The organism is Streptomyces milbemycinicus, from assembly GCF_002154605.1.
GTDB lineage: Bacteria > Actinomycetota > Actinomycetes > Streptomycetales > Streptomycetaceae > Streptomyces > Streptomyces milbemycinicus.
On record NZ_MUNE01000141.1, the window covers coordinates 21186 to 40828 of the forward strand.

Below are 19643 nucleotides of genomic sequence, written 5' to 3' on the forward strand. Positions count from 1 at the left end.
CATGCCCGCACCGTCCTCGTCTCCGCTCCGCTGCCAGGATTGGAACAGCCGATCCTGGTCACCGTCGGCCACTGGGCGCCCCGTCGTCGGGATCCCGTGGGCCGCCCGGACCGCCCGGACCGTCGGCGTCGGCCGGGTCGGGCGGGAGGTTCATCTGCTGTCGGAACTGGGAGATGATGGCGGCCAGGCTGTCCTGCACCTCCGGTGGCAGGCCCACCGAGCGCAGCGCGATACCGCGCACCCGCTTGTCGCGCATCGCGACGAGGAACCGCACCTCTTCCTCGACCCGCTCGGCCTGCGACGGGGACAGGTCCCCCAGCAGATAGCCGACGGGCACGGCGAAGAACTTGGCCAGGGCCCGCAGCACGTCCGGGCTCGGGTTGGTGCGCTTGCCGTTGCGCAGCATGGACAGGTACTGCTCGGTCAGGCTGACCCCGCCGTACTCGTCGCCGCCGCTGATGGCCTCGGCCACATGGGCGTTGGTGTAGGGCGCGCCCGGCGGGTGCATGGTGGCGAACAGGTAGTTGAGCCGCCGCGCCAGCGGGCTGCCGTCGGCGTCCGGCGACCCATGGGTCCCCACTGCCATCTGCACCCCCTCCTGCTGGTCACGGCGCGTTCACTCACGGTTGGTTAAGGCGGACTCGGCCGCGCGATGCATCCTGCCATGGGCATCGGTCGGCACACCAGCCCACCCCCGGCCAACCATGGCCGGGACGGACTTAACCAGCAGTTGAGGAGCGCGAGCGCTGAGAGGGGCGCAAAAGGGAAAGCCTTGTGCCGCCGCGCCGGGCGCGTGAGTTCAGGGGCGCTTGCCGCGTCAGTCCACGCTCTGGAGGATGTGCGGCTCGGCCAGGTCGTCCTCGTACCCGGCGAGCCGGATCGGGGCTGATCTCGCCCAGACTTCCAGGCTGCCCACCTCCGTCGGCTCCGCGAACGCGAACCGTTCGCGGTCCTTGGTCGGCGAATCGTCGCTCTGTGTCTTCTCGGGGGTCACCGCACACTCCCTAGTGTCGGCTGAACCGGATGTGTCGCCAGGTTAACGAGATCCAGAACGCCGTGCGCGTTGATTCCCAAGGAGTGGACACCCTGTCCCGGGATCGCGGGCCGGTGGCCACCCGCCCGCGGCGCGACGCACCAGGCCACAAGGGGGTCGCGGGCGGGGACCGCCGAACGGGTGGCTCAGCTCGCGGAGCCCACGTCCTCGGCGAGCGCGTCCCGTTCCAGCCGCTCCTCGCGGTTCTCGGCGGGGGTGTGCAGCGCCGCCTCGGCCGCCTGGGCCCGCTCGGCGTCAGCGAGCAGGGAGTGGCCGGTCGACAGGACGGCCAGACCGATCAGGACCGCGGCCGCGCCGACGTAGAAAGGCATATGCACGTCGTAGTGCTCGGCCAGCCGGCCGGCGGCGTACGGCGCCAGGCCGCCGCCGATGAACCGGACGAAGCCGTAGGCGGCGGAGGCCACCGAGCGCTCGACCGGCGCGACGGTCATGACGGCCTGGGTGGTGATCGTGTTGTTCACGCCGATGAAGGCGCCGGCCAGGATCACCGCGGCGATCAGCGTCGTCCGGGACGAGGTGAACACCCCGATCACCAGGATGTCCAGGGCGAACAGCGCCAGATTGAGGTAGAGGGCGCGGGCTATGCCGAGGCGGGCCTGGAGCCGGGGCGCGACGAACACGGAGAAGATCGCGACCAGCACGCCCCAGCCGGTGAAGACATAGCCGAGCTCATGGGTGCCCAGCTCCATGGGGTACGGGGAGTAGCCGAGGACGGTGAAGAAGCCCCAGTTGTAGCAGAGCGCCATCAGGCCCATGGTGAGCAGACCGCGGTGGCGGAGCGCCTTGAGCGGGTCGAGGAGCGAGGCGCGGCGGGCGGGGGTCGGGGTCGGCTGGACCAGGACCAGGGTGGCGATCAGCGCGATCGCCATCAGCACGGCGACGCCGAAGAAGGGCCCGCGCCAGCTGATCCCGCCCAGCTCGCCGCCGAGCAGCGGGCCGACGGCGATGCCGACGCCGAGCGCGGTCTCGTAGAGGATGATCGCCCCGGCGAAGCCGCCACTGGCCGATCCGACGATCACGGCGAGCGAGGTGGCGATAAACAGGGCGTTACCCAGGCCCCAGCCCGCGCGGAAGCCGACGATGCCGCTGATGCTCCCGGACGCGCCCGCCAGCGCGCTGAACACCACGATGACCGCCAGGCCCGCCACCAGGGTCCGCTTGGCGCCGATGCGGCTGGAGACGAAGCCGGTGACCAGCATGGCGACGGCGGTGACCACCAGGTAGCTGGTGAACAGCAGCGACACCTGGCTGGGCGTGGCGTGCAGCTGGCTGGACAGGGCGGGCAGGATGGGGTCGACGAGCCCGATGCCCATGAAGGAGATCACGCAGGCGAAGGCCACGGCCCATACGGCCTTCGGCTGCCGGAACGGACTCGGGGCGCTGGGATGAGCGGACAAGGTGTACTCCCGGATAGGAATGCGTTCTGTGAATGCGCTCTCGGGGGATGCGGCCGGGGGCAGCGAAACGGGTGACGGCGCGTCACGCTCCGGGCAGGGCAGAGGGGTGACGGACCGTCACCTGGTGGGCGCCTCAGGCCGGCCGCCCGGGCCTGCCACGCTCGCCACGAGGCGCCGCAGGGCAGGCGCGGCCGAGTCGACCGCGGCGGCGAGCGTCGCCTGATCCTCGGGCGGGAGCGCGGCCAGCAGACCGGACAGGCGCGCGACACGGTCCCGGCGCCGCTCGGCGAGCAGCCGCCGGCCGGCGTCGGTGATGGACACGAGCACGGCCCGGCCGTCGTCCGGGTCGGCGACCCGGGCCATCAGCCCCTGCTTGGTCAGGCGCTGCACCAGCTGGGTCATGGCGGGCTGGCTCACTCCTTCGTCGGCGGCGAGGGCGGTCAGCCGGGTGGGGCCCTCGCGGGCCAGCCGGCCGAGGGCGGAGGCGGCGGTCATGCTGATGTCCCGCTTGCCCAGTTGGCGCACCGCGAGCACCGCCAACTGTTCGAGGACGTCGGCGATCTCCTCGCGCCGCTCGCGGCCGACCGGACCCTCGCCCTCTATAGCTGCATCACCCATGCATTCATTTGTATCACGCACCTATATAAATGGACGAGCCCTCGCGCGCCGCCCGTCCGGCACCCCGGGTTAAGGTCTCCTGCGCGCCGTACGCGCGCTGATCACATCTGTGGGGGGACTGTGTCGATTTCGCGTGCCGTCAAGCCCATCGCCCTGCCCCTGGCGGGGGTCTTGATGTCCTGCGCCGTGGTGTTTCACTGGCTGGGGTGGTCCGCGCTGTCCAGTGAGTCACATGGAGCGTGCGGCGGCCGGTACGACCCGTGCCCCGAAGGGCTCACGCCGGTGCTCATCCTCGCGTTCGTCTTCACCTTCGCCGGTGCCTTCGGGGTGATCATCGCCGTCGCGCTGAACAGCGGATCGCTGGCCACACCCTGGATGGCGTCGCTGGTCGTGGTGGGCCTGGCCGGCGGCGTATGGCCGGGCGTGCTCGGGTACGAGTGGCTGCGCGGGCCGCACCTCGACGTGGCCTGGGAGGCGTCCCGGGACCGCCCCTCCTCCGTGCGGGCCGTCGGTGACTGGATGCCGGGGCCGTCCACCCTCGTCAGGGCGCGCAACGACGGGCTGTTCGGCTACGACACCTCGGACGGCACCCGGCGGTGGACCGTCCCGGCGCCCGAGCGGAGATCGGTGTGCACGATGAGCCGTACCACGCCGTCCGCCATCGGTCTTGTGGGCCTCGGGCGGTACGAGAAGCCCTGCGACACCGTGCTCGCCGTCGATCTGTCCTCCGGCCGCACGCTGTGGACGAAGAAGATCAAGGCCGATGACTCCGTCACCGGTGCCACCGACGCCCGGCTGGTCGGCGCCGGTGACACCGCGGTGGCCCTGGAGCAGAAGGCGGTCGTCGGGCTCGGGCTACGCGACGGCGCGGCCCGGTGGCGGAGCCCGCTGGACCGGAACTGCGAGGCCCTGGCCGTCGATGCGACGCCCGAGCGCGCCCTGGTCGTTGAGCAGTGCACCAACACCGACGGGGAGAACGCGAAGATGCGGCTGTCCGCCCTCGACCCCCGGTCCGGCGCATGGCAGTGGCACAGCACGCTGCCGACGGAGAGCAAGTGGAAGACGCTGTTCATGCTCTCGGCCGACCCGATCGTCGTGTATGTGGACGAGGATGACGACCGCGGGACCGACGCGGTGATCAGCTTCGACGATAAGGGGCGGCGGCAGGCCGTGATCCCCCGGTCCGGGCCGGAGGACGACCTCGACTTCCAGGTCATGCCGTACAGCTACAGCCAACCTTCCGACGCCCGGCCGGTCTTCCGGTCGGTGGTGACCAAAGGGCTGTTCATCACCGCTGTCGGCCCGACGGACAAGGACGCTCCCGAGGACGTCGCGGCGTACTCGCTGAAGGACGGCAGGCGCGTCTGGAAGACATCGCTCGGCGCGGCCGTCGCCGCCCTGACGCAGGACCGCGCGGGAGAGCTCGATCTCCTGGCCGGTGGCGGCGTGTGGCGCCTCGACCCGGCCACCGGTGAGAAGCGCGGCAGAACCCCGCTGCGCGGCGCGCCGGTCGGCGACGTCCTCGCCCTGCACCGGGTGAAGAGCGGCCGGTACGTGATCGTCAACTCGAACGGGGCGGAGGACGCGCCGCCGGTGTTCGCGGTCAAGTAGCCGAGGACGCGCCCGCCGCAGCCCTGCCGCGCCCTCAGCCCTCCCAGGGCCAGCGGGCGTTCCGGCCGGCCTCCAGGAGCGGGATCATGCGGAAGGCGTGGTCCGTCAGGCCCCCGAACGCATGGCGGTTGCCACCGCCCGAGGGCATCGCCCCGGCCCGGTAGCCCGCCATGTTCCACATGTAGACCGGCACTTCGGCAGGCACCAGGTCGTCGATGTGCGTCTCGGGCATACCGCCCCACTGGCCGTGGCAGTTCGACGGCAGCCAGCCGGGGCGGGTCTGCTCATCGGTGACGATGACGATCCGGTCGTGGCCGCGGTAGTGCTTCTTGACCGCGGAGGGGATGTCGGTGCCGTTGATCTGCCCGAACTCCTCCATGAGCCGCAGCGCGCTGCCGCCCTTCGACACCTCGAGCTGTCGGCTGCTCATGCCGAACTCGACCAGCGTCGGGGCCTCGGCCCGCACCGCGAGACCCGCGCCGAACACCGCGGCCTGCTCGGCGAGCGGGATGTCCGAGGTGTTCGGGGTGGAGTACCCGTAGCCGGGGAACATCGACGGCGACCGGTCGATCAGGATCAGCGTCCGGCCGGGCAGCGACGGCACGTTGGCCAGCGAGGCGTTCAGCGCCTTCTCCAGGGCGTGGCCCCAGCGCAGCGACCGGGTGTGCTTGTAGGCCGCCCAGAACCGGAACGGGAACATACGCGACCGCGCGACCTGCGCGGGGTCAGCGATACGCGCGGCCACCTGCTCGGCGACCCCGTCCGAGACACCGGCCTCGTCGAAGTTGCGCAGATTGCGCACCAGCGCCATCGGGCCCATGGCCGGGATGACCGCTTCCCAGGCCGCCTTGTCCATCGGCCCCTGCAACCAGCCGGCCAGCCGCTCCCAGGTGAACCCCGCGCCCGCCGGCCCGCCCGGGGCGGTGACCAGCGAGGGGTCGAGCACATACGCCCGGCGGTCGGGGACCGGAAGCGCGGAGAGCGCCGCCGCGGCCCGCAGCACGGTCAGGCTCTCGGGGATCTCCGTGTCGCGGCCGTGGCGCCGGTCGATGGCGTGCTTGAACAGATCGCCCTGCCACGGCTTGTCGTCCACCGGGCGGGCGTGCACGAGGCCCAGCACATCGCCGAACCGGAAACCCTTGGAAGCGGTGTCGTACTTGAGCAGCGACCGCTCGTCGTAGAGGCGCCGTACGGCGTCGGCTACGCCGCGCTTGAGGGGCTTGGGCAGCGCCCGGCCGTACCGGCCGGTCCAGTAGCCGAGCATCTCCCCCGGCTCGTCGGCGCGCCGCAGCACCGAGTCCACGACCTGCCGCGAGTGGCCAGGAGCCGCCGCGTCGAGCCGCGCCCTGACGTACTCGGCGGCGCCCACCAGGGACGCGGTACGCATATTGCCCTCGCGGCGCAGCCAGCCCAGCAGCCGGGCGGTCCACTCCGGGTCCTCGACGGCCAGCTTCCGCACCAGGGAGCCGTAGCGGTCGTCGCGGTCGTCGCCCTGCTCGTAGAAGGTGTCGGTGCCGACCGTGTTGGACACGGCGAGGAGGAACAGCTCGCTCTTGTCGTCGCGGAGGTATCCGGTCGCGCCCTCGTGGGTGGCCGTCCGCTCCCCGGTGGTGGCGATCGGCGAGACGGCCGCCCGGCGCGTGGCACGGGTGTTGAAGCGAGCCATGAGATTTCCCCCTCGTACTGGATGTCCAGGTGAAGTAGCCCCCCGCCTGCGCACCTGGACGCGTTCACTGTAGCGACGACGGCTCCGGACACCGAACCGATTAACGGCCCCGGCCCCTCCCCCGTACGAGCCGGCGCCACCTCCCGCCACCGGGGGAAACGCAATTCGCTCCGCGCAGCGATGTGGGCCCGTACCGGCGAATGACACGTTGGTGCGCGGATCCGGTTCGGTCGCGGAGAAAGGCGCGTATGTCGAAGGCTCGTGTGTCGAAGGCTCGTATGTCGAAGACGAAGAGGAACAGAGGGGTCATGGCGTTTCTCGCCCTGTCCTTCGCCGGTACGTGGCTGTGGCTGTGGGTGGCCCACGGTGTCCTGGGCCTGTCGGCGCTGAACCCGCTGCTGCAGCTGCCGGGTTTCTGTATGCCGGGGATCGCGGCCTGGGTCGTACGGCGCTGGGTCACCCGGGAGGGGTTCGCCGACGCGGGGCTTCGGCCGCGTCTGCGGGCCGCCTGGCCGTACTACCTCGCCGCCTGGCTCGGCCCGCTCGCCCTGGCCGCGGTGACCATGGCGCTCGCCGCCGTCCTGGGCGTATGGCACCCGGACCTGTCGCCGCTCGACGAGCTCGTGCCGGGGGTGGCGAGGTGGCCGGCGCTGCTGGTCCTGATGCTCGTCGTCCCGCTGCTCACCCCGCTGTACTGGGGCGAGGAGTTCGGGTGGACCAGCTATCTCAGGCCGCGGCTGTTCGGTGGCCGTGTCCTGCCGTCCGTCGTGGCCACGGGCGTCATCTGGGCGGTGTGGCACTACCCGCTGGCCTTCATCGGCTATACCGAATTCGAGAACGTGGCGCTCGGCCTGCTGGTGTGGACGGTGTCCTTTCTGTGCCAGGAAGCCGTCCTGGCGTGGCTGTATCTGCGCAGCGGCACCGTCTGGGCGGCGAGCCTGGCGCACGCCGGGAACAACATGGTGCTCTTCCTGCTGATCGGCCAGTTGCTGAGCGAGGGGGCGGACGGCCCCGGCGCGATCGCGACCACGCTTCTCACCACGGTTCCGGTGGCCGCGCTCGCGGGGTGGCTCGCGTGGCTCTCCCGCCGCCGGGCAAGGGCGTTGAACGCGGCGCCCGCGCACCGCGTACTCCAGGGCGCGGGCGAGCCTGCCCGCCACGAGGGCCAGGAGGGCCGCATCGGATGACCGCACATCGCACCGCCGCCGTGGCCGCCCTCCTCGGGGCGGCCCCGGTCCTGCTCATGACGCTGGCCGCCGGGCCCGCCCAGGCGCACGGCGCGCCGACGGACCCGGTCAGCCGGACGGTGGCCTGCTCCCCCGAGGGAGGCGAGAACTCCCGCTCGGCCGCGTGCCGGGCGGCCGTCGCCGCCGACGGGGTCCCGGACGAGTGGGACAATCTGCGGGTGGCCGGGGTGGCGGGCCAGGACCAGCAGAAGATTCCCGACGGGAAGCTGTGCAGCGGGGGGCTCGACGCGTACAAGGGGCTCGACCTGGCCCGCGCCGACTGGCCCTCGACACAGCTGGCCGCCGGTGCGGAACTCACCCTCACCTACCGTTCGACCATCCCGCACACCGGGACATTCGAGCTGTATCTCACCAAGGAGGGCTACGATCCCACGCGGCCGCTGAAGTGGTCCGACCTGGACGCGAAACCGTTCGCGACGGCCACCGACCCGGCCCTGGTCGACGACGCCTACCGCATCAAGGCCAAGCTGCCCACCGGCCGGACGGGCCGTCAGCTCCTGTTCACCATCTGGCGGAACACCAGCACCCCCGACACCTACTACTCGTGCTCCGATGTGGTGTTCGGCGGAGCCGAGGACACGGCAGGCAAAAAGGCCCCGGCCGAGGGCGGCGAACGCCCCGCCAAACCCACTGGCACACCCACCAACACACCCACCAACACACCCACCGGCGAAAGCACCGCCGAAAACACCGGCACCGACACCGGTAAGGACACCGACCGCGCCGACGCCACCGAGAACACCCCGGTGACGCTGTACGCGGGTGGCGCGGCGGCGCTCGCCGTCGGTGCGGGCGTGGCCGTCAGCCTGCGACGGCGACGCCCCCGACGTCACCGGTGACGACGAGGTCGGCCCGGTGCCGGGTGCCGGCCACCAGGTCGGCGTTGCGCTGGTCCGTGCCCAGGCTCCAGGCCACCGCCGCGGCGTGGTCCTTGCCGAACCGCTCGTGGCGGGCGACGAGCCGGCGCAACCGCTCGGCCTCGTCCAGCTCGCAGTACCAGACCTCGTCGAGCTGCGGCCGCACCCGGGCCCAGTCCCCCTCGTCGTACAGCAGGTAGTTGCCCTCGGTGATGACCAGCCGGGCGGTGCGCGGTAGGGGGATGCTGCCCGCGATCGGCTGCTCCAGCTCCCGTTCGAAGCCCGGCGCGTACACCACCTCGTCCTCGTCCTGGTGCAGCCGGCGCAGCAGGGCCGCGTAGCCTGCCGCGTCGAAGGTGTCCGGGGCGCCCTTGCGGTCGCGGCGGCCCAGGCGGTCGAGCTCGATATCGGCGAGGTGGAAACCGTCCATCGGCACATGGGCGACCCAGTCGCCCAGGCCCTCTCCGCCCTCCCGGTCCGGGCCGTCGCGCAGCGCGGTCAGCAGGTGTTCGGCCAGGGTGGACTTGCCGGCCCCGGGGCTTCCGGTGATCCCGAGAACGGCGCGCCGCCCGGGCCGCACCAGGGCACGGGCGCGAGCCGCAAGATCCTTGATGGTCATCGGCGTCATCGGCGTCATCGACCGCGGCCGCTCACGGCGAGCTGGTTGGTGATGAAGGTGTGGGCGTGGCGGGCCAGGTCCTCGCCGTCCGACCACAGGTCGCGCCAGACGGCGAGGTCGTTGGACAGGCCCTGGGCGACCACGGCGGAGGAGAAGGACTCGAAGGTGATCGGGCCGCGGTAGCCGATATCGGCGAGCGCGTGGAAGAAGGCCGTGAAGTCCAGGTGTCCGGAGCCGAGGTAACCGCGGTGGTTCTCGCCGATGTGGACGTAGCCGAGCCGGTCGCCGACCTCGTGCACCGGCCGGATGAGATCGTCCTCTTCGATGTTCATATGGTAAGTGTCCAGGTGGATCAGGACGTTGTCCTCACCGATGTCATCGGCCAGCGCGAGGGCGTCACGGGCGGTGTTGATGACGTTGGTCTCGTAGCGGTTGCAGATCTCCAGGCCCAGCGTCATGCCGAGGCCCGCCGCCTCCTGGGCGAGCCGCCCCAGCACGGTGACGGCGTTGCGCCGGCCGGCCGCGGTGAGCGGGCCCGCGTACTTGCCGAGCGCGCTGTAGAGCGCGCCGGTGAAGTGTGTTCCGCCGAGGCCGTGGGTGACGGCTAGGGAGCTGTGCAGCAGGCGCTCACCGCGCTCGACCACGGCAGGGTCCTCACTGGAGACGTCTGCGTCGAAGGCCAGGCCGCGGGAGCAGGCGACCCGCAGTCCGGCGTCCTCCAACTGGCGGCGCGCCGCGGGGACATCCAGCGAGTCCGAGTCGTGCAGCGACAGCTCGAGGAGGTCGAAGCCGGTGGCCTTGGTCTTGTCGATGGCGTACGTGAGCGATTGGGGCGAGGTGTCGCCCGCCCACACGAGGGCGTGCACGCCGATCGGGTTGGCCTGGGTCACGGTGGTCATGAGCGGTGTTCCTTTGTGTGGCTGGTCGGTGGGGGCTAGGCGGACTGCGCGCCGGTGATGAGCGCGACGATCTCCTCGCCCGTGGTCTCGGCGGTCCGGCGGCCCGCGACGCAGCGGCCGGACCGCATCACCCAGACCTGGTCGCTGAGCCGCATGACCTGCGCGAAGTTATGGCTGATGAGCAGCACCGCGTGGCCGTCGTCGCGCAGCTTGAGGATGAGTTCCTCGACACGCGCGGTCTCCTGGACGCCCAGGGCCGCCGTGGGCTCGTCCATGATGACCAGCTGCGAGCTGAATCCGGCCGCCCGGCAGATGGACACGGCCTGGCGCTGGCCGCCGGACAGCCGGCGCACCCGTGAGGTGACCGCCGGGACGTTGACCGCGAGGGTGGAGACCATCTCCTGGGCGCGGGTCTGCATGGCCTTGCGGTCGAGGAAGGACACCGGCCCGATGCGGCGGACGATCTCGCGGTTGAGGAAGAGGTTCTGCCAGACGGTCAGGTCCTCGACCAGGGCGAGGTTCTGGTGGACGGTCTCGATGCCCGCCTCGCGGGCGTCCTCCGGCGAGCCGAAGTCGACCTGCGTTCCATCGAAGAGGACGCGGCCGCTGTCCGGGCGGTGGATTCCGGACACGCACCGCACGAGGGTGGACTTGCCTGCGCCGTTGTCGCCGACCAGTGCGGTGATCTCACCCCGGCGCAGGCTGACGGACACATCGACGAGGGCGCGTACGTTGCCGAAGGACAGCGAGACGTCCTCGCAGCGCAGCAACTCGTCCGAGGCGGTGGCCGCGGTCTTGGGCTCGGACTTGACGGTCGTCATCGCTGAAACCTCATCAGAAAGGCCGCGAGCACCACGACGATGCCGACGGACAGCGGCTGGTAGAACTGGGAGACACCGAGCAGGGTCAGTCCGTTGACCAGCGCGGTCAGCAGCAGTGCGCCGATGACCGGGCCGATCACGGTGGCCCGGCCGCCGAACAGGCTGACCCCGCCGAGGACCACGGCGGCGACCGAGTTCAGCAGGAAGGAGGTGTTGGCGGCGGGCTCGGCGGCCCCGACCCGCGCGACCAGCAGGATGGAGGCGAGGCCGGCCAGGAGTCCGGCGACGGCGTACACCCCGATCTTGATGCGTGCGGTGCTGATGCCCATCGCGGTGGCCGATTCGGGCGAGCCTCCGGTGGCCAGCAGATGGGTGCCGAACCGGGTGTGGAAGAGCACCACATGGGCCACGATGGCGACGGCCGCGGCGATGATGAACATCCAGCCCAGGATCCCGATGCCGTTCGTGGACAGCTTCAGCAGGGCCGGTTCGATGACGGTCACGGGCTTGCCGTTGGAGACGATGAGGGCGAGTCCCGAGGCCGCCGACAGCATGCCGAGCGTGACGATGAAGTCGGTGATCTTGCCGCGGGCCACCACGAAACCGTTGAGCAGTCCGGCGAGGGTCGAGGCGGCCACGGCGACGGCGCAGGACGCCGCGAGCCCCCAGCCGGCCGAGTACGCCTGGCCGAAGCCGACCGCGCCCAGGGTCATGATGGAGGCGATGGACAGATCGATGCCCGCGGTGGCGATGACGAAGGTCTGCCCGACCCCCAGAATGATCAGGATCGCGGCGGCCTCCAGCATGGACTGGATGTTGCCGGTGCTCAGAAAGGTCGGGTTGGCGGCCTGGAAGACCACCACGAGCACGATGAGCCCGACCAGGGCCGCCCAGTCGGCCCAGAAACCGATGTCACGCAGGCGCGTGGGCCAAGTGTCACGGTCGGGTGCCGCGAGCGTTGCGTTTGCCATGTGTGTCCTCCTGGCGATGGCGGGTGGCGTGGCACGCCACCCGCCCGCCGGATGCGTCGCTGTTGGGGACGGCCCTAGCGAAGGAGCTGCTTGAACGGGTCGTCGTAGGTACCGAAGGGCTTGGGCGTGGCGGCCAGGGCCTTACCGGCGTTGTCCTTGGTCACGAGTTCCACCGGCGCCTTGACGTCGGCGGGCAGCTTCTTGCCCTTGGCGGCCGCCTGGCACGCCTCGACGCCCATCAGGCCGATGGCGTACGGGTACTGGGCCACGGTGGCGTCCAGGGTGCCGGACTCGACGGCCTTCAGCGCGTCCTTGACCCCGTCCACGCTGATGACCTTGACCTTGCCGGTCTTGCCCGCGTTGGCGATGGCCCGGGAGACGCCGAGGCCCATGTCGTCGTTGGCCACGAAGAAGCCGGACAGGTCCTTGTTGGCGCGCATCACATCAGTGGCCTTGGTGAGGGCGGTCTGCCGGTCCCAGTCGGCGGCCACCGTCTGGACCACCTCCAGCTTGCCGCTCACGCCCTTCTTGAACCCCTCGACGCGGGCTCCGCTGGTGACATCGCCGGCTATGCCGCCGATGACGGCGACCTTGCCGCCCTTGGGCAGCAGTTCCGCCATCCGCTTGCCGGCCGTCTCGCCGGCCGCCACGTTGTCGGTGCCGATATAGGTGGCCGGGGTGGCGTTCGCCGCCTTGGCCGCCTTGGCGTCGACGGGGTTGTCGATGTTGACGATGGTCTTCTTCTTCGCGGCGAGCTTGGCCAGCCCCTGGACCAGGTTGGAGCCGGAGATCGGGTTGACGATGAAGCAGCCGTAGTCCTGGCCCGCCAGGCCGTTCAACTTGTCGGCCTGGCCGGTGGTGTCGGTGATCGAGTTCGCGGCCTGCACGGTCGTCGACAGCTTCCCCGACTTGGCCTGTGTCTCGATGCCCTGGCGCATGCTCTGGAAGAACGGGTTGTCCAGCCCCTTGATCACGGCGGCGACCTTGGTGCTGCCCGACGCGCCCGTGTCGCCGGATCCGCAGCCGCTCAGGACCAGGGCTCCGGCCACGACGGCGGCAGCGGTGGCGACAACGCTCCCTCTTCTCACGGTGGCTTTTCTCCGCATCAGGCGTCCCTTCCGATGGTGATGCGGCTGAAAGTAGCCCCCGTTTATGAGATCGAGCAACCCTTCTTTCAACTTTTTCCGTCACAAGATTGCCATCTTCCGTCCACTCACACCCATGGCTAGAGTGTGCGAGTGGACACCATCAACGCAGGCGCTCTCCGGACCGGGATCGCTCTCGGCGATGTTCTCGCCCTGTTCCGCGATGTCGACGAGGGCCTGACCAAGGCGGATGTGGTGCGTCTTACGGGGCTCTCACGGACCACCGTCAACCAGCGTCTTGACAGCCTTCTGGGCGCCCAACTCCTCGTCCCCGCACCGGAGGACGCGCGCACCCGGGGCCGCCCCGCGAGCCGATTCGTCGTCAACCGCCACCGCGGGGTGCTGCTGGTGGCCGACATCGGCGCGACCGGGCTGCGCACCGCGGTATGCGACCTGGGCGGGGAGGTACGGGCAGAGCGCGAGGCTCCCTCGGATGTGACGGCCGGGCCGACGGCCGTTCTGGCCCTCGTCGACGAGCTGTTCGGCCGGCTGCTCAAGGAGACCCGGCACGAGGAGTCGGACGTCCTCGGCGTGGGACTCGGGGTGCCCGGCCCGGTGGACTTCGGCTCCGGGCGTGTGGTCAGCCCGCCGATCATGACCGGGTGGGACCGGTATGACATCCCCGGCTGGTTCGCCCCCCGCTACGACTGCCCGGTGCTGGTGGACAAGGACGCCAACGCCATGGCGTACGGCGAACACCGGCTGCGCTACCCCGACACCGCCCATCTGCTCATGGTCAAGATCGGCACCGGCGTGGGCACCGGCATCATCGCCAGCGGCCGGATCCACCGGGGGGCCGACGGCGCGGCCGGGGACGTGGGCCATATCCAGGTCACCGTCGAGGACGTCGCCGAGCCCCCGCTGTGCCGCTGCGGAAACACCGGCTGCGTGGAGGCGTACGCCGGCGGCTGGGCCCTGGTCCGGGACCTGAAGGAAGCCGGTTACGAGGTGACGACGGTCGATGACGCGGTACGGCTCATCCGCTCCGGCGACATCACCGCCGTACGGCTCGCGCGCCGCGCCGCCCGCATCCTGGGGGGCGCCATCGCCGACGCGGTCAATATGTTCAACCCCCGGGTCATCGCCATAGGCGGGCAACTCGCCCACACCGACGAGCAGTTGTTCGCCGGCATCCGCGAGGTCGTGTACGGCCGCTCGCTGCCGCTGGCCACCCGCAACCTCCAGATCGTGCGCAGCGAACTGGATCCGCACGCCGGCATCCTCGGACTGTCCCAGCTGCTGACCGACGGCATCTACGCGCCGGAGCGGGTCAGGCAACTCGTGGAGGGCACCGCCTCTTAGGATGCGGGCCATGGACATCGAGCTGGACCCGCCGCACGGCATCACGGGCTTCCCCCTCGGCATGCCCGCGGACGGCCTCAAGGCCGCGGCCGCGGAGCTGGGCAGGATCAAGGTCCGCAACGACGGCTCCGCGGTGCGGTTCCGCTCGATGAAGGTGCTCGCACTGCACCCGCAGTTCGAGATCGTCTTCCATCTCGAGGACGGCAGGACCCTCGGCGCCGCGGAGGTGTGGATCCCCCGCCCCGGCCCCGAGGACATCACCGTCCGCTTCCGCGGCATCGACGTTTTCCGCACCCCGGCCCGGGAGTTGCTGGGACGGCTGGCGGCGATGGGCCTGACAGTCCTGGACGAGACCCTGTACGCGTATCTGCCCGGGCTCTCCCTCGGCTTCACCCGGGTGGCCGGTCATGAGGTCCCGCTGGACACCGACGGCGAACCGCTGTATTTCCAGGCGGTGTTGACCGGTCCGACCGGCTACTACGACTACAAACTGGCCGACGGCTGAGGCCCGCCCGGCGGTCCGCTGCTCTCACGGACGACGAGTTCCGTGGCGACCTCGACCCGCGTGGTCTCGGGCTGCTCCCCGGCGAGCAGTTGGAGGACCATCCGGGCGGCGAGAGCGGTCATATCGGCGAGCGGGGTGCGCACGGTCGTCAGCCGCGGGGTGACCCAGTCGGCGAAGGGCAGATCGTCGAAGCCGACCACGCTCAGGTCCTCGGGGATACGCAGACCGAGGGTGGCGGCCGCCCGGAAGGTGCCGAGGGCCTGGTGGTCGCTGCCCGCGAAGATGGCGGTGGGCCGTCGGTCCAGCGCCAGCAGATCCAGGGCGTGCCGGTGGGCGAGGTCATGGGTGAAGTCGCCATACCGTACGAGCTCCGGGTCGAAGGGCAGCCCGGCCTCCTCCAGCGCCGAGCGGTAGCCGTCGGCGCGGGCGCGCGAGGTGAGGCGGCGTTGCGGGCCGCTGATGATGGCGATACGGCGGTGGCCCAGCTCGATCAGATGGCGGGTGGCGGCCAGCCCGCCGGGCCAGTTGGTGGCGCCCACCCACGGCACACCGGGCGCGGGCTCGTCGACCGGGGCGACCAGCGCGAAGGGAATACCCAGCCGACGCAGCTCCTCGTGTTGCCCGGTGGTCAACTCGGGTACGACCAGGATCGCGCCGAGGGTGGGCCGGGTGGCCAGGGAGTCCAGCCACTGGCGGGCCAGCCGGGTGCGGCCGTGGGTGGCCGAGACGACCAGGCTCATGCCGACGCCGTGCAGGACCTCCTCGGCGCCGCGGATCAGCTCGACCGCCCAGGGGCTGTCCAGCTCGTTGATGACGAAGTCGATCAGCCCGCCACGCAACACCGCCGAGGCCGCGGGGCGGTGCCGGGCGAGATAGCCGTACCGCTCCAGAAGCCGTTGGATCTTTGCTCTGGTCTTCGAGGAGACATCGGATCTGTTATGCAGCACCTTTGAGACGGTAGAGACCGAAACGCCCGCCTCCTTCGCTATCTCGGCCAAAGTCGCCCCCGCCATTTCGTCCCCAAGCGTTGACCCCATCCGATGTTTCTCCTACCTTTCGGGACGATCTCGGTGTTGCGAAAACTATCGCAACATCAGCTCCCCGGCATTGAGGTGGTCTTCGATGAACCGATGGGGTCCCGGCTTTCCCACCCACGCGGCACTGGTCCTGTGCGGCGCCCTGTTGCTCGGCGGCTGCGGCTCGGGCGCGGGCGGCGGAGACAAGGACGAGCTGCTGGTGTGGGTGGACAACACCCGTACCGCCGCGGCGCAGCAGTACGAGAAGGAACACCCGGACCAGAAGATCCGGATCGTGACCATTCCGCCCGACGCGGGCTATGTCCCCACGAAGATCTCCCTCGCCAACCGCAGCAAGCGTGGCTGGCCCGACCTCGTCTTCCTCGCCAACCCTGCCGAGGCCGCGACCCTGGCCGCCGACAGGTTCGCGTACGCGGCCCCGCTGGAGGGCCTGGTGCCGGGGAAGACCCTGGACGGCTTCGCACCGGGCTCCCTCGACACCTGCACCTTCGACGGCAAGGTGTACTGCCTGCGCAACGACATCGCGCCGACGGTGCTGTGGTACGACGCGAAGCTGATGGAGAAGTATCACTACCGGGCGCCCGCCACCTGGCAGGACTACCAGAAGCTCGGTCTGAAGGCCGCCGCGGAACACCCCGGCACCATCGTCGGCGCGGTCAACGGCAAGTACGGGGCGGGCACCTACTTCGGCAGCAGCGGCTGCCCCACCCGCGACACCCTCAGCCTGACCAAGGTGCGTATCGACACCGCGCAGGCCACCTGCACCCGGGTGGCCGAGATGCTGCAGCCGCTCGCCGAGAAGAAGGCGGTGACGACCGTCGTCCCCACCGACCCGGCGTTCGCGAAGCTCGGCTCCCAAAACAAGATCCTGATGCTGCCCGGACCTGCCTGGTTCGGCGACTTCATGTTCAAGCCCGCCTTCAAGGTGCCCGACGGCAGGATCGCCGCGGCCCCCATGCCCACCTGGGACGGCGAGGACAGGTCGTACTCCGGACAGGTCGGCGGCGGGGCCTTCCTGATCTCGAAACACGCGGGCAAACGCGCCAAGGCCGCGGCCGCCATGGCCACCTGGCTGACCACCGACACAGCGCTCCAGGCGAAGCAGCCGACGTATCCCGCCTTCACCGCCGCCGCTGCCGAATGGGGCAAGGCCAAGGCGAAGGACCCCTACTACGCCGCGAATCCGGTGCCCGTGCTGACGAAGGCCGCGGCCGGTCTGCGCCCCGGCTTCGGCGCCATCCGCTTCGAGGCCGAGTGGCAGAACAGCTTCAACCAGACCGTCGGCGCCGCCACCGGGGGCGGGAAGTCGCTGACCGACGCCCTGTCCGACTGGCAGAAGAAGCTCACCCAGGCCGCCGAGACCAACAACTACTCCGTTGACCAGACCGCCGGATGAAGCGCTCCCGATCCCTCGCGGCCTGGGCGCTGATCGGCCCGTACGCCCTGTTCCTGGCCGTCTTCGGGCTGGCGCCGGCCGGCTACGCCCTGTGGACGTCCTTCGTGCACGACGGCGCGTTCTCCGGCGTACGCAACTGGAGCGCGGTCTTCGACGATTACCGGCTCTCCGACGCGGCCTGGCACGTCGGGACGTATCTGCTGCTGTGGCTGCCGGTGCTGGTCCTGCTGGTGCTCTCGCTCGCGCTCACCCTGCACGCGCGGCCGGGCCGCTTCTCCTCCACCATGCGGTTCGTCTACTACCTGCCGGGAGCGGTCACCGGCTCGGCGGCGGCGCTGCTGTGGCTGTTCATGTTCAGCCCGGACGCCAGCCCCTTCAGCCCGCTGCTCGACCTGTTCGACATCACCAGCGTCACGGACGCGCTCTCCGGCTCCACCCTCATCGGCATCCTGACGGTGATGGGCGTCGCGGTGCACGCGGGCGGCTGGATCGTCGTGCTGTACGGGGCGCTCAACGCGCTGCCCCGGGATGTGCTGGAGGCCGCGCAGGTCGACGGGGCGTCCACGTGGCGTACCACCTGGCACATCAAGCTGCCCATGGTGCGCACCTATGTCGCGTTCGTGCTCATCTCCAGCTTCGCCTCCGGCAGCCAGGTGTTCGTGGAGCCGACGGTGCTGACCACCGGGGCGCCCGGCCAGATCAGCCCCACCTGGTCGGTCAACCAGCTCGCGTACGCCTACGCGACCCAGGAAGGCGACTTCGGCAAGGCCGCCGCGCTCTCGCTGGCCATGCTCGCGGTCGGTCTGGTGGCCGCCTGGATCGTGATCAAGCGCACCCGTATGTACGCGACGGACGACCGGTGAGGGGGACAGCCGCATGAACGCCATATCCCGCACCGCGCGGGCGGTCTTCCTGCTCGGCGCGGCCGTCTTCTTCGGGCTGCCGCTGCTGTGGCTGGCCCTCGCCCCCACCCGCACCGCCGACGACCTGACCACCGGTTCGCCGCTGGGCTTCGGCTCGCTGGGCAATGTGGGCGCCGCGTGGAGCCATCTGATGAGGTACAACGACGGTGAGCTCACGATCTGGATCGGCAATTCGGTCCTGTATGCGGCGGCGAGCGTCGCGCTGTCGCTCGCGCTGTGCGTACCGGCCGGATATGTCCTGGCCAAGCACGAGTTCGGCGGGCGCCGCACGCTGCTGACGCTCTCGATCGTCTGCATGATCCTGCCGCCGGCCGCGCTGGTGCTCCCCCTGTATCTGGAGATGGACGCCTTTGGGCTTGTCTCCACGCCGGCCTCGGTGATCCTGCCGCTGTCCTTCTATCCCTTCGGGGTCTATCTCGCCTTTCTGCACTTCGCCGCCAACCTTCCCAACACCCTGCTGGACGCGGGGCGGGTGGACGGGGCCGGAGAGCTGCGGCTGTTCTGGTCGGTCGCGGTGCCACTCGCCAAGCCCGCGATCGGGCTGATCGCCTTCTTCTCCTTCGTCCGCTCCTGGACGGACTTCTTCCTGCCGTTCGTGATGCTCGCCGACGACCGGACTTTCACCCTGCAGCTCGGGCTGATGTCGCTGCTGCAGTCGACCGGCGCGGTCAACGCGGGCAGCGGCTTCAGCGACCTGGACATCCATCAGCCGGAAGCGGCCCTGGCCGGACTGGTCGCCGCCGCGCCCACCCTGGTCGCGTTCGTATTCGCCCAGCGCTTTCTGCGCTCAGGACTCATGGCAGGAGCCGAGAAGGGATGACCGACCGCAACGCGCTGCAGGGGTTCGCACGCCGTCTCACCGAGCCGCTGCTGCCGCACTTCAGCGAGGGCCGGGCCCGGCTCAGGCTCGGTGTCAACACCGCCATCCACGACGACACGGCCGCCGAACTGGAGTCCTTCGCCCGGCCCTTGTGGGGGCTCGCGCCGCTCGCCGCGGGCGGCGGGGCCTTCGAGCACTGGGGCCACTGGGTGCGGGGCCTGGCCACCGGCACGGACCCGGACCACCCCGAGTACTGGGGCGAACCCGGCCCCCACGACCAGCGGATCGTCGAGATGGCCGCGATCGGCTTCGCCCTGGCGCTCGCCCCCGACCGGCTGTGGGACCCGCTCAAGGGGCCCGAGCGGGACCGGGTCGCGCGCTGGCTGCGCTCCGCCCTCGACCGCCCCACCACCGAGAACAACTGGCTGTTCTTCCCCGTCCTGATCAGCCTCGGCCTCGACCGGGTCGGCGTGTCCTACGACCACGCCCCGGTCCGGGCCGGACTGGACCGGCTGGAGTCCTTCGCGCTCGGCGACGGCTGGTACGCGGACGGGCCCACCGAGCGCCGCGACTACTACGTACCGTGGGCGATGCACTTCTACGGGCTGCTGTACGCGGCGCTCGCCGGTGAGCGCGACCCCGAGCGCGCGGTGCGCTTCCGGATGCGCGCCTCGCTGTTCGCGGGGGACTTCCAGCACTGGTTCGCGGACGACGGCGCCGCGGTCCCGTACGGCCGCAGCCTCACCTACCGCTTC

At 70.6% G+C, this 19643-nt stretch carries 20 protein-coding genes; 9 read left to right on the forward strand and 11 right to left on the reverse strand.

Annotated features, from left to right (window positions below; all coding sequences use genetic code 11):
* Positions 1 to 58: 58 nt before the first annotated feature.
* The 4 genes from CCN51_RS13115 to CCN51_RS13125 all read right to left on the reverse strand — a co-directional run bounded on the left by CCN51_RS13115 (position 59) and on the right by CCN51_RS13125 (position 3069).
* On the reverse strand, positions 59 to 586 hold the full coding sequence (locus CCN51_RS13115) for a helix-turn-helix domain-containing protein (protein WP_014174379.1): 528 nt from the start codon (positions 584 to 586) through the stop codon (positions 59 to 61).
* Positions 587 to 817: 231 nt separating this feature from the next.
* A complete protein-coding gene (locus CCN51_RS55825; RefSeq protein ID WP_014174380.1) occupies positions 818 to 994 on the reverse strand; it encodes a hypothetical protein in 177 nt (58 codons plus the stop codon).
* Between the two features lie 185 nt (positions 995 to 1179).
* Positions 1180 to 2451: an MFS transporter gene (locus CCN51_RS13120; protein WP_078610350.1), complete on the reverse strand. Its 1272-nt coding sequence runs from the start codon at positions 2449 to 2451 to the stop codon at positions 1180 to 1182.
* A 117-nt stretch (positions 2452 to 2568) separates the two neighbouring features.
* Positions 2569 to 3069, reverse strand: coding sequence for a MarR family winged helix-turn-helix transcriptional regulator (locus CCN51_RS13125; RefSeq protein WP_014174382.1), 501 nt, complete (start codon positions 3067 to 3069; stop codon positions 2569 to 2571).
* 120 nt (positions 3070 to 3189) lie between these two features.
* Here CCN51_RS13125 and CCN51_RS13130 point away from each other — a divergent pair, with 120 nt between their 5' ends.
* Positions 3190 to 4680 (forward strand): outer membrane protein assembly factor BamB family protein, encoded by a 1491-nt coding sequence (locus CCN51_RS13130; RefSeq protein ID WP_014174383.1) that lies wholly within the window; start codon positions 3190 to 3192, stop codon positions 4678 to 4680.
* Between the two features lie 34 nt (positions 4681 to 4714).
* On the opposite strand, the gene CCN51_RS13135 is transcribed toward CCN51_RS13130, so the two are convergent.
* The gene (locus tag CCN51_RS13135) at positions 4715 to 6346 is read right to left on the reverse strand and encodes a TROVE domain-containing protein (protein ID WP_014174384.1); all 1632 of its coding nucleotides are present in this window, start codon (positions 6344 to 6346) and stop codon (positions 4715 to 4717) included.
* A gap of 308 nt (positions 6347 to 6654) precedes the next feature.
* On the opposite strand from CCN51_RS13135, the gene CCN51_RS13140 reads away from it, so the two are divergent.
* Both CCN51_RS13140 and CCN51_RS13145 read left to right on the forward strand, forming a co-directional pair.
* Entirely contained in the window at positions 6655 to 7533 is an 879-nt protein-coding gene (locus CCN51_RS13140) for a CPBP family intramembrane glutamic endopeptidase (RefSeq protein ID WP_014174385.1), read from the forward strand.
* A complete protein-coding gene (locus tag CCN51_RS13145) occupies positions 7530 to 8432 on the forward strand; it encodes a lytic polysaccharide monooxygenase auxiliary activity family 9 protein (RefSeq protein WP_014174386.1) in 903 nt (300 codons plus the stop codon). The genes CCN51_RS13140 and CCN51_RS13145 overlap by 4 nt, the downstream gene beginning before the upstream one ends.
* Here the strand turns inward: CCN51_RS13145 and CCN51_RS13150 are convergent.
* From CCN51_RS13150 to CCN51_RS13170, 5 genes are all read right to left on the reverse strand, one after another.
* Positions 8395 to 9078, reverse strand: coding sequence for a nucleoside/nucleotide kinase family protein (locus tag CCN51_RS13150; protein ID WP_014174387.1), 684 nt, complete (start codon positions 9076 to 9078; stop codon positions 8395 to 8397). The two genes, CCN51_RS13145 and CCN51_RS13150, sit on opposite strands and share 38 nt — an antisense overlap.
* Before the next feature lie 5 nt (positions 9079 to 9083).
* Positions 9084 to 9968 (reverse strand): sugar phosphate isomerase/epimerase family protein, encoded by an 885-nt coding sequence (locus CCN51_RS13155; protein WP_014174388.1) that lies wholly within the window; start codon positions 9966 to 9968, stop codon positions 9084 to 9086.
* A gap of 35 nt (positions 9969 to 10003) precedes the next feature.
* The gene (locus tag CCN51_RS13160) at positions 10004 to 10789 is read right to left on the reverse strand and encodes an ATP-binding cassette domain-containing protein (RefSeq protein WP_014174389.1); all 786 of its coding nucleotides are present in this window, start codon (positions 10787 to 10789) and stop codon (positions 10004 to 10006) included.
* Positions 10786 to 11760: an ABC transporter permease gene (locus tag CCN51_RS13165; protein ID WP_014174390.1), complete on the reverse strand. Its 975-nt coding sequence runs from the start codon at positions 11758 to 11760 to the stop codon at positions 10786 to 10788. The genes CCN51_RS13160 and CCN51_RS13165 overlap by 4 nt, the downstream gene beginning before the upstream one ends.
* Positions 11761 to 11834: 74 nt before the next feature.
* The gene (locus tag CCN51_RS13170; RefSeq protein ID WP_014174391.1) at positions 11835 to 12848 is read right to left on the reverse strand and encodes a sugar ABC transporter substrate-binding protein; all 1014 of its coding nucleotides are present in this window, start codon (positions 12846 to 12848) and stop codon (positions 11835 to 11837) included.
* Between the two features lie 150 nt (positions 12849 to 12998).
* Here CCN51_RS13170 and CCN51_RS13175 point away from each other — a divergent pair, with 150 nt between their 5' ends.
* A complete protein-coding gene (locus tag CCN51_RS13175) occupies positions 12999 to 14207 on the forward strand; it encodes an ROK family transcriptional regulator (RefSeq protein ID WP_014174392.1) in 1209 nt (402 codons plus the stop codon).
* A 10-nt stretch (positions 14208 to 14217) separates the two neighbouring features.
* On the forward strand, positions 14218 to 14712 hold the full coding sequence (locus CCN51_RS13180) for a hypothetical protein (RefSeq protein ID WP_014174393.1): 495 nt from the start codon (positions 14218 to 14220) through the stop codon (positions 14710 to 14712).
* Here the strand turns inward: CCN51_RS13180 and CCN51_RS13185 are convergent.
* Complete coding sequence (locus CCN51_RS13185; RefSeq protein ID WP_043486285.1) at positions 14691 to 15725, reverse strand: LacI family DNA-binding transcriptional regulator; 1035 nt, start codon at positions 15723 to 15725, stop codon at positions 14691 to 14693. The two genes, CCN51_RS13180 and CCN51_RS13185, sit on opposite strands and share 22 nt — an antisense overlap.
* Positions 15726 to 15834: 109 nt before the next feature.
* Here CCN51_RS13185 and CCN51_RS13190 point away from each other — a divergent pair, with 109 nt between their 5' ends.
* The 4 genes from CCN51_RS13190 to CCN51_RS13205 all read left to right on the forward strand — a co-directional run.
* Positions 15835 to 17145 carry an extracellular solute-binding protein gene (locus CCN51_RS13190; protein WP_014174395.1) on the forward strand — a complete coding sequence of 437 codons (1311 nt, stop codon included), beginning with the start codon at positions 15835 to 15837 and terminating at the stop codon, positions 17143 to 17145.
* Entirely contained in the window at positions 17142 to 18008 is an 867-nt protein-coding gene (locus CCN51_RS13195; RefSeq protein ID WP_014174396.1) for a carbohydrate ABC transporter permease, read from the forward strand. The genes CCN51_RS13190 and CCN51_RS13195 overlap by 4 nt, the downstream gene beginning before the upstream one ends.
* A 13-nt stretch (positions 18009 to 18021) precedes the next feature.
* Positions 18022 to 18888 carry a carbohydrate ABC transporter permease gene (locus CCN51_RS13200; RefSeq protein ID WP_014174397.1) on the forward strand — a complete coding sequence of 289 codons (867 nt, stop codon included), beginning with the start codon at positions 18022 to 18024 and terminating at the stop codon, positions 18886 to 18888.
* On the forward strand, positions 18885 to 19643 hold a 759-nt coding region (locus CCN51_RS13205), incomplete at its 3' end, for a DUF2264 domain-containing protein (RefSeq protein WP_143675794.1). The genes CCN51_RS13200 and CCN51_RS13205, both read left to right, overlap by 4 nt.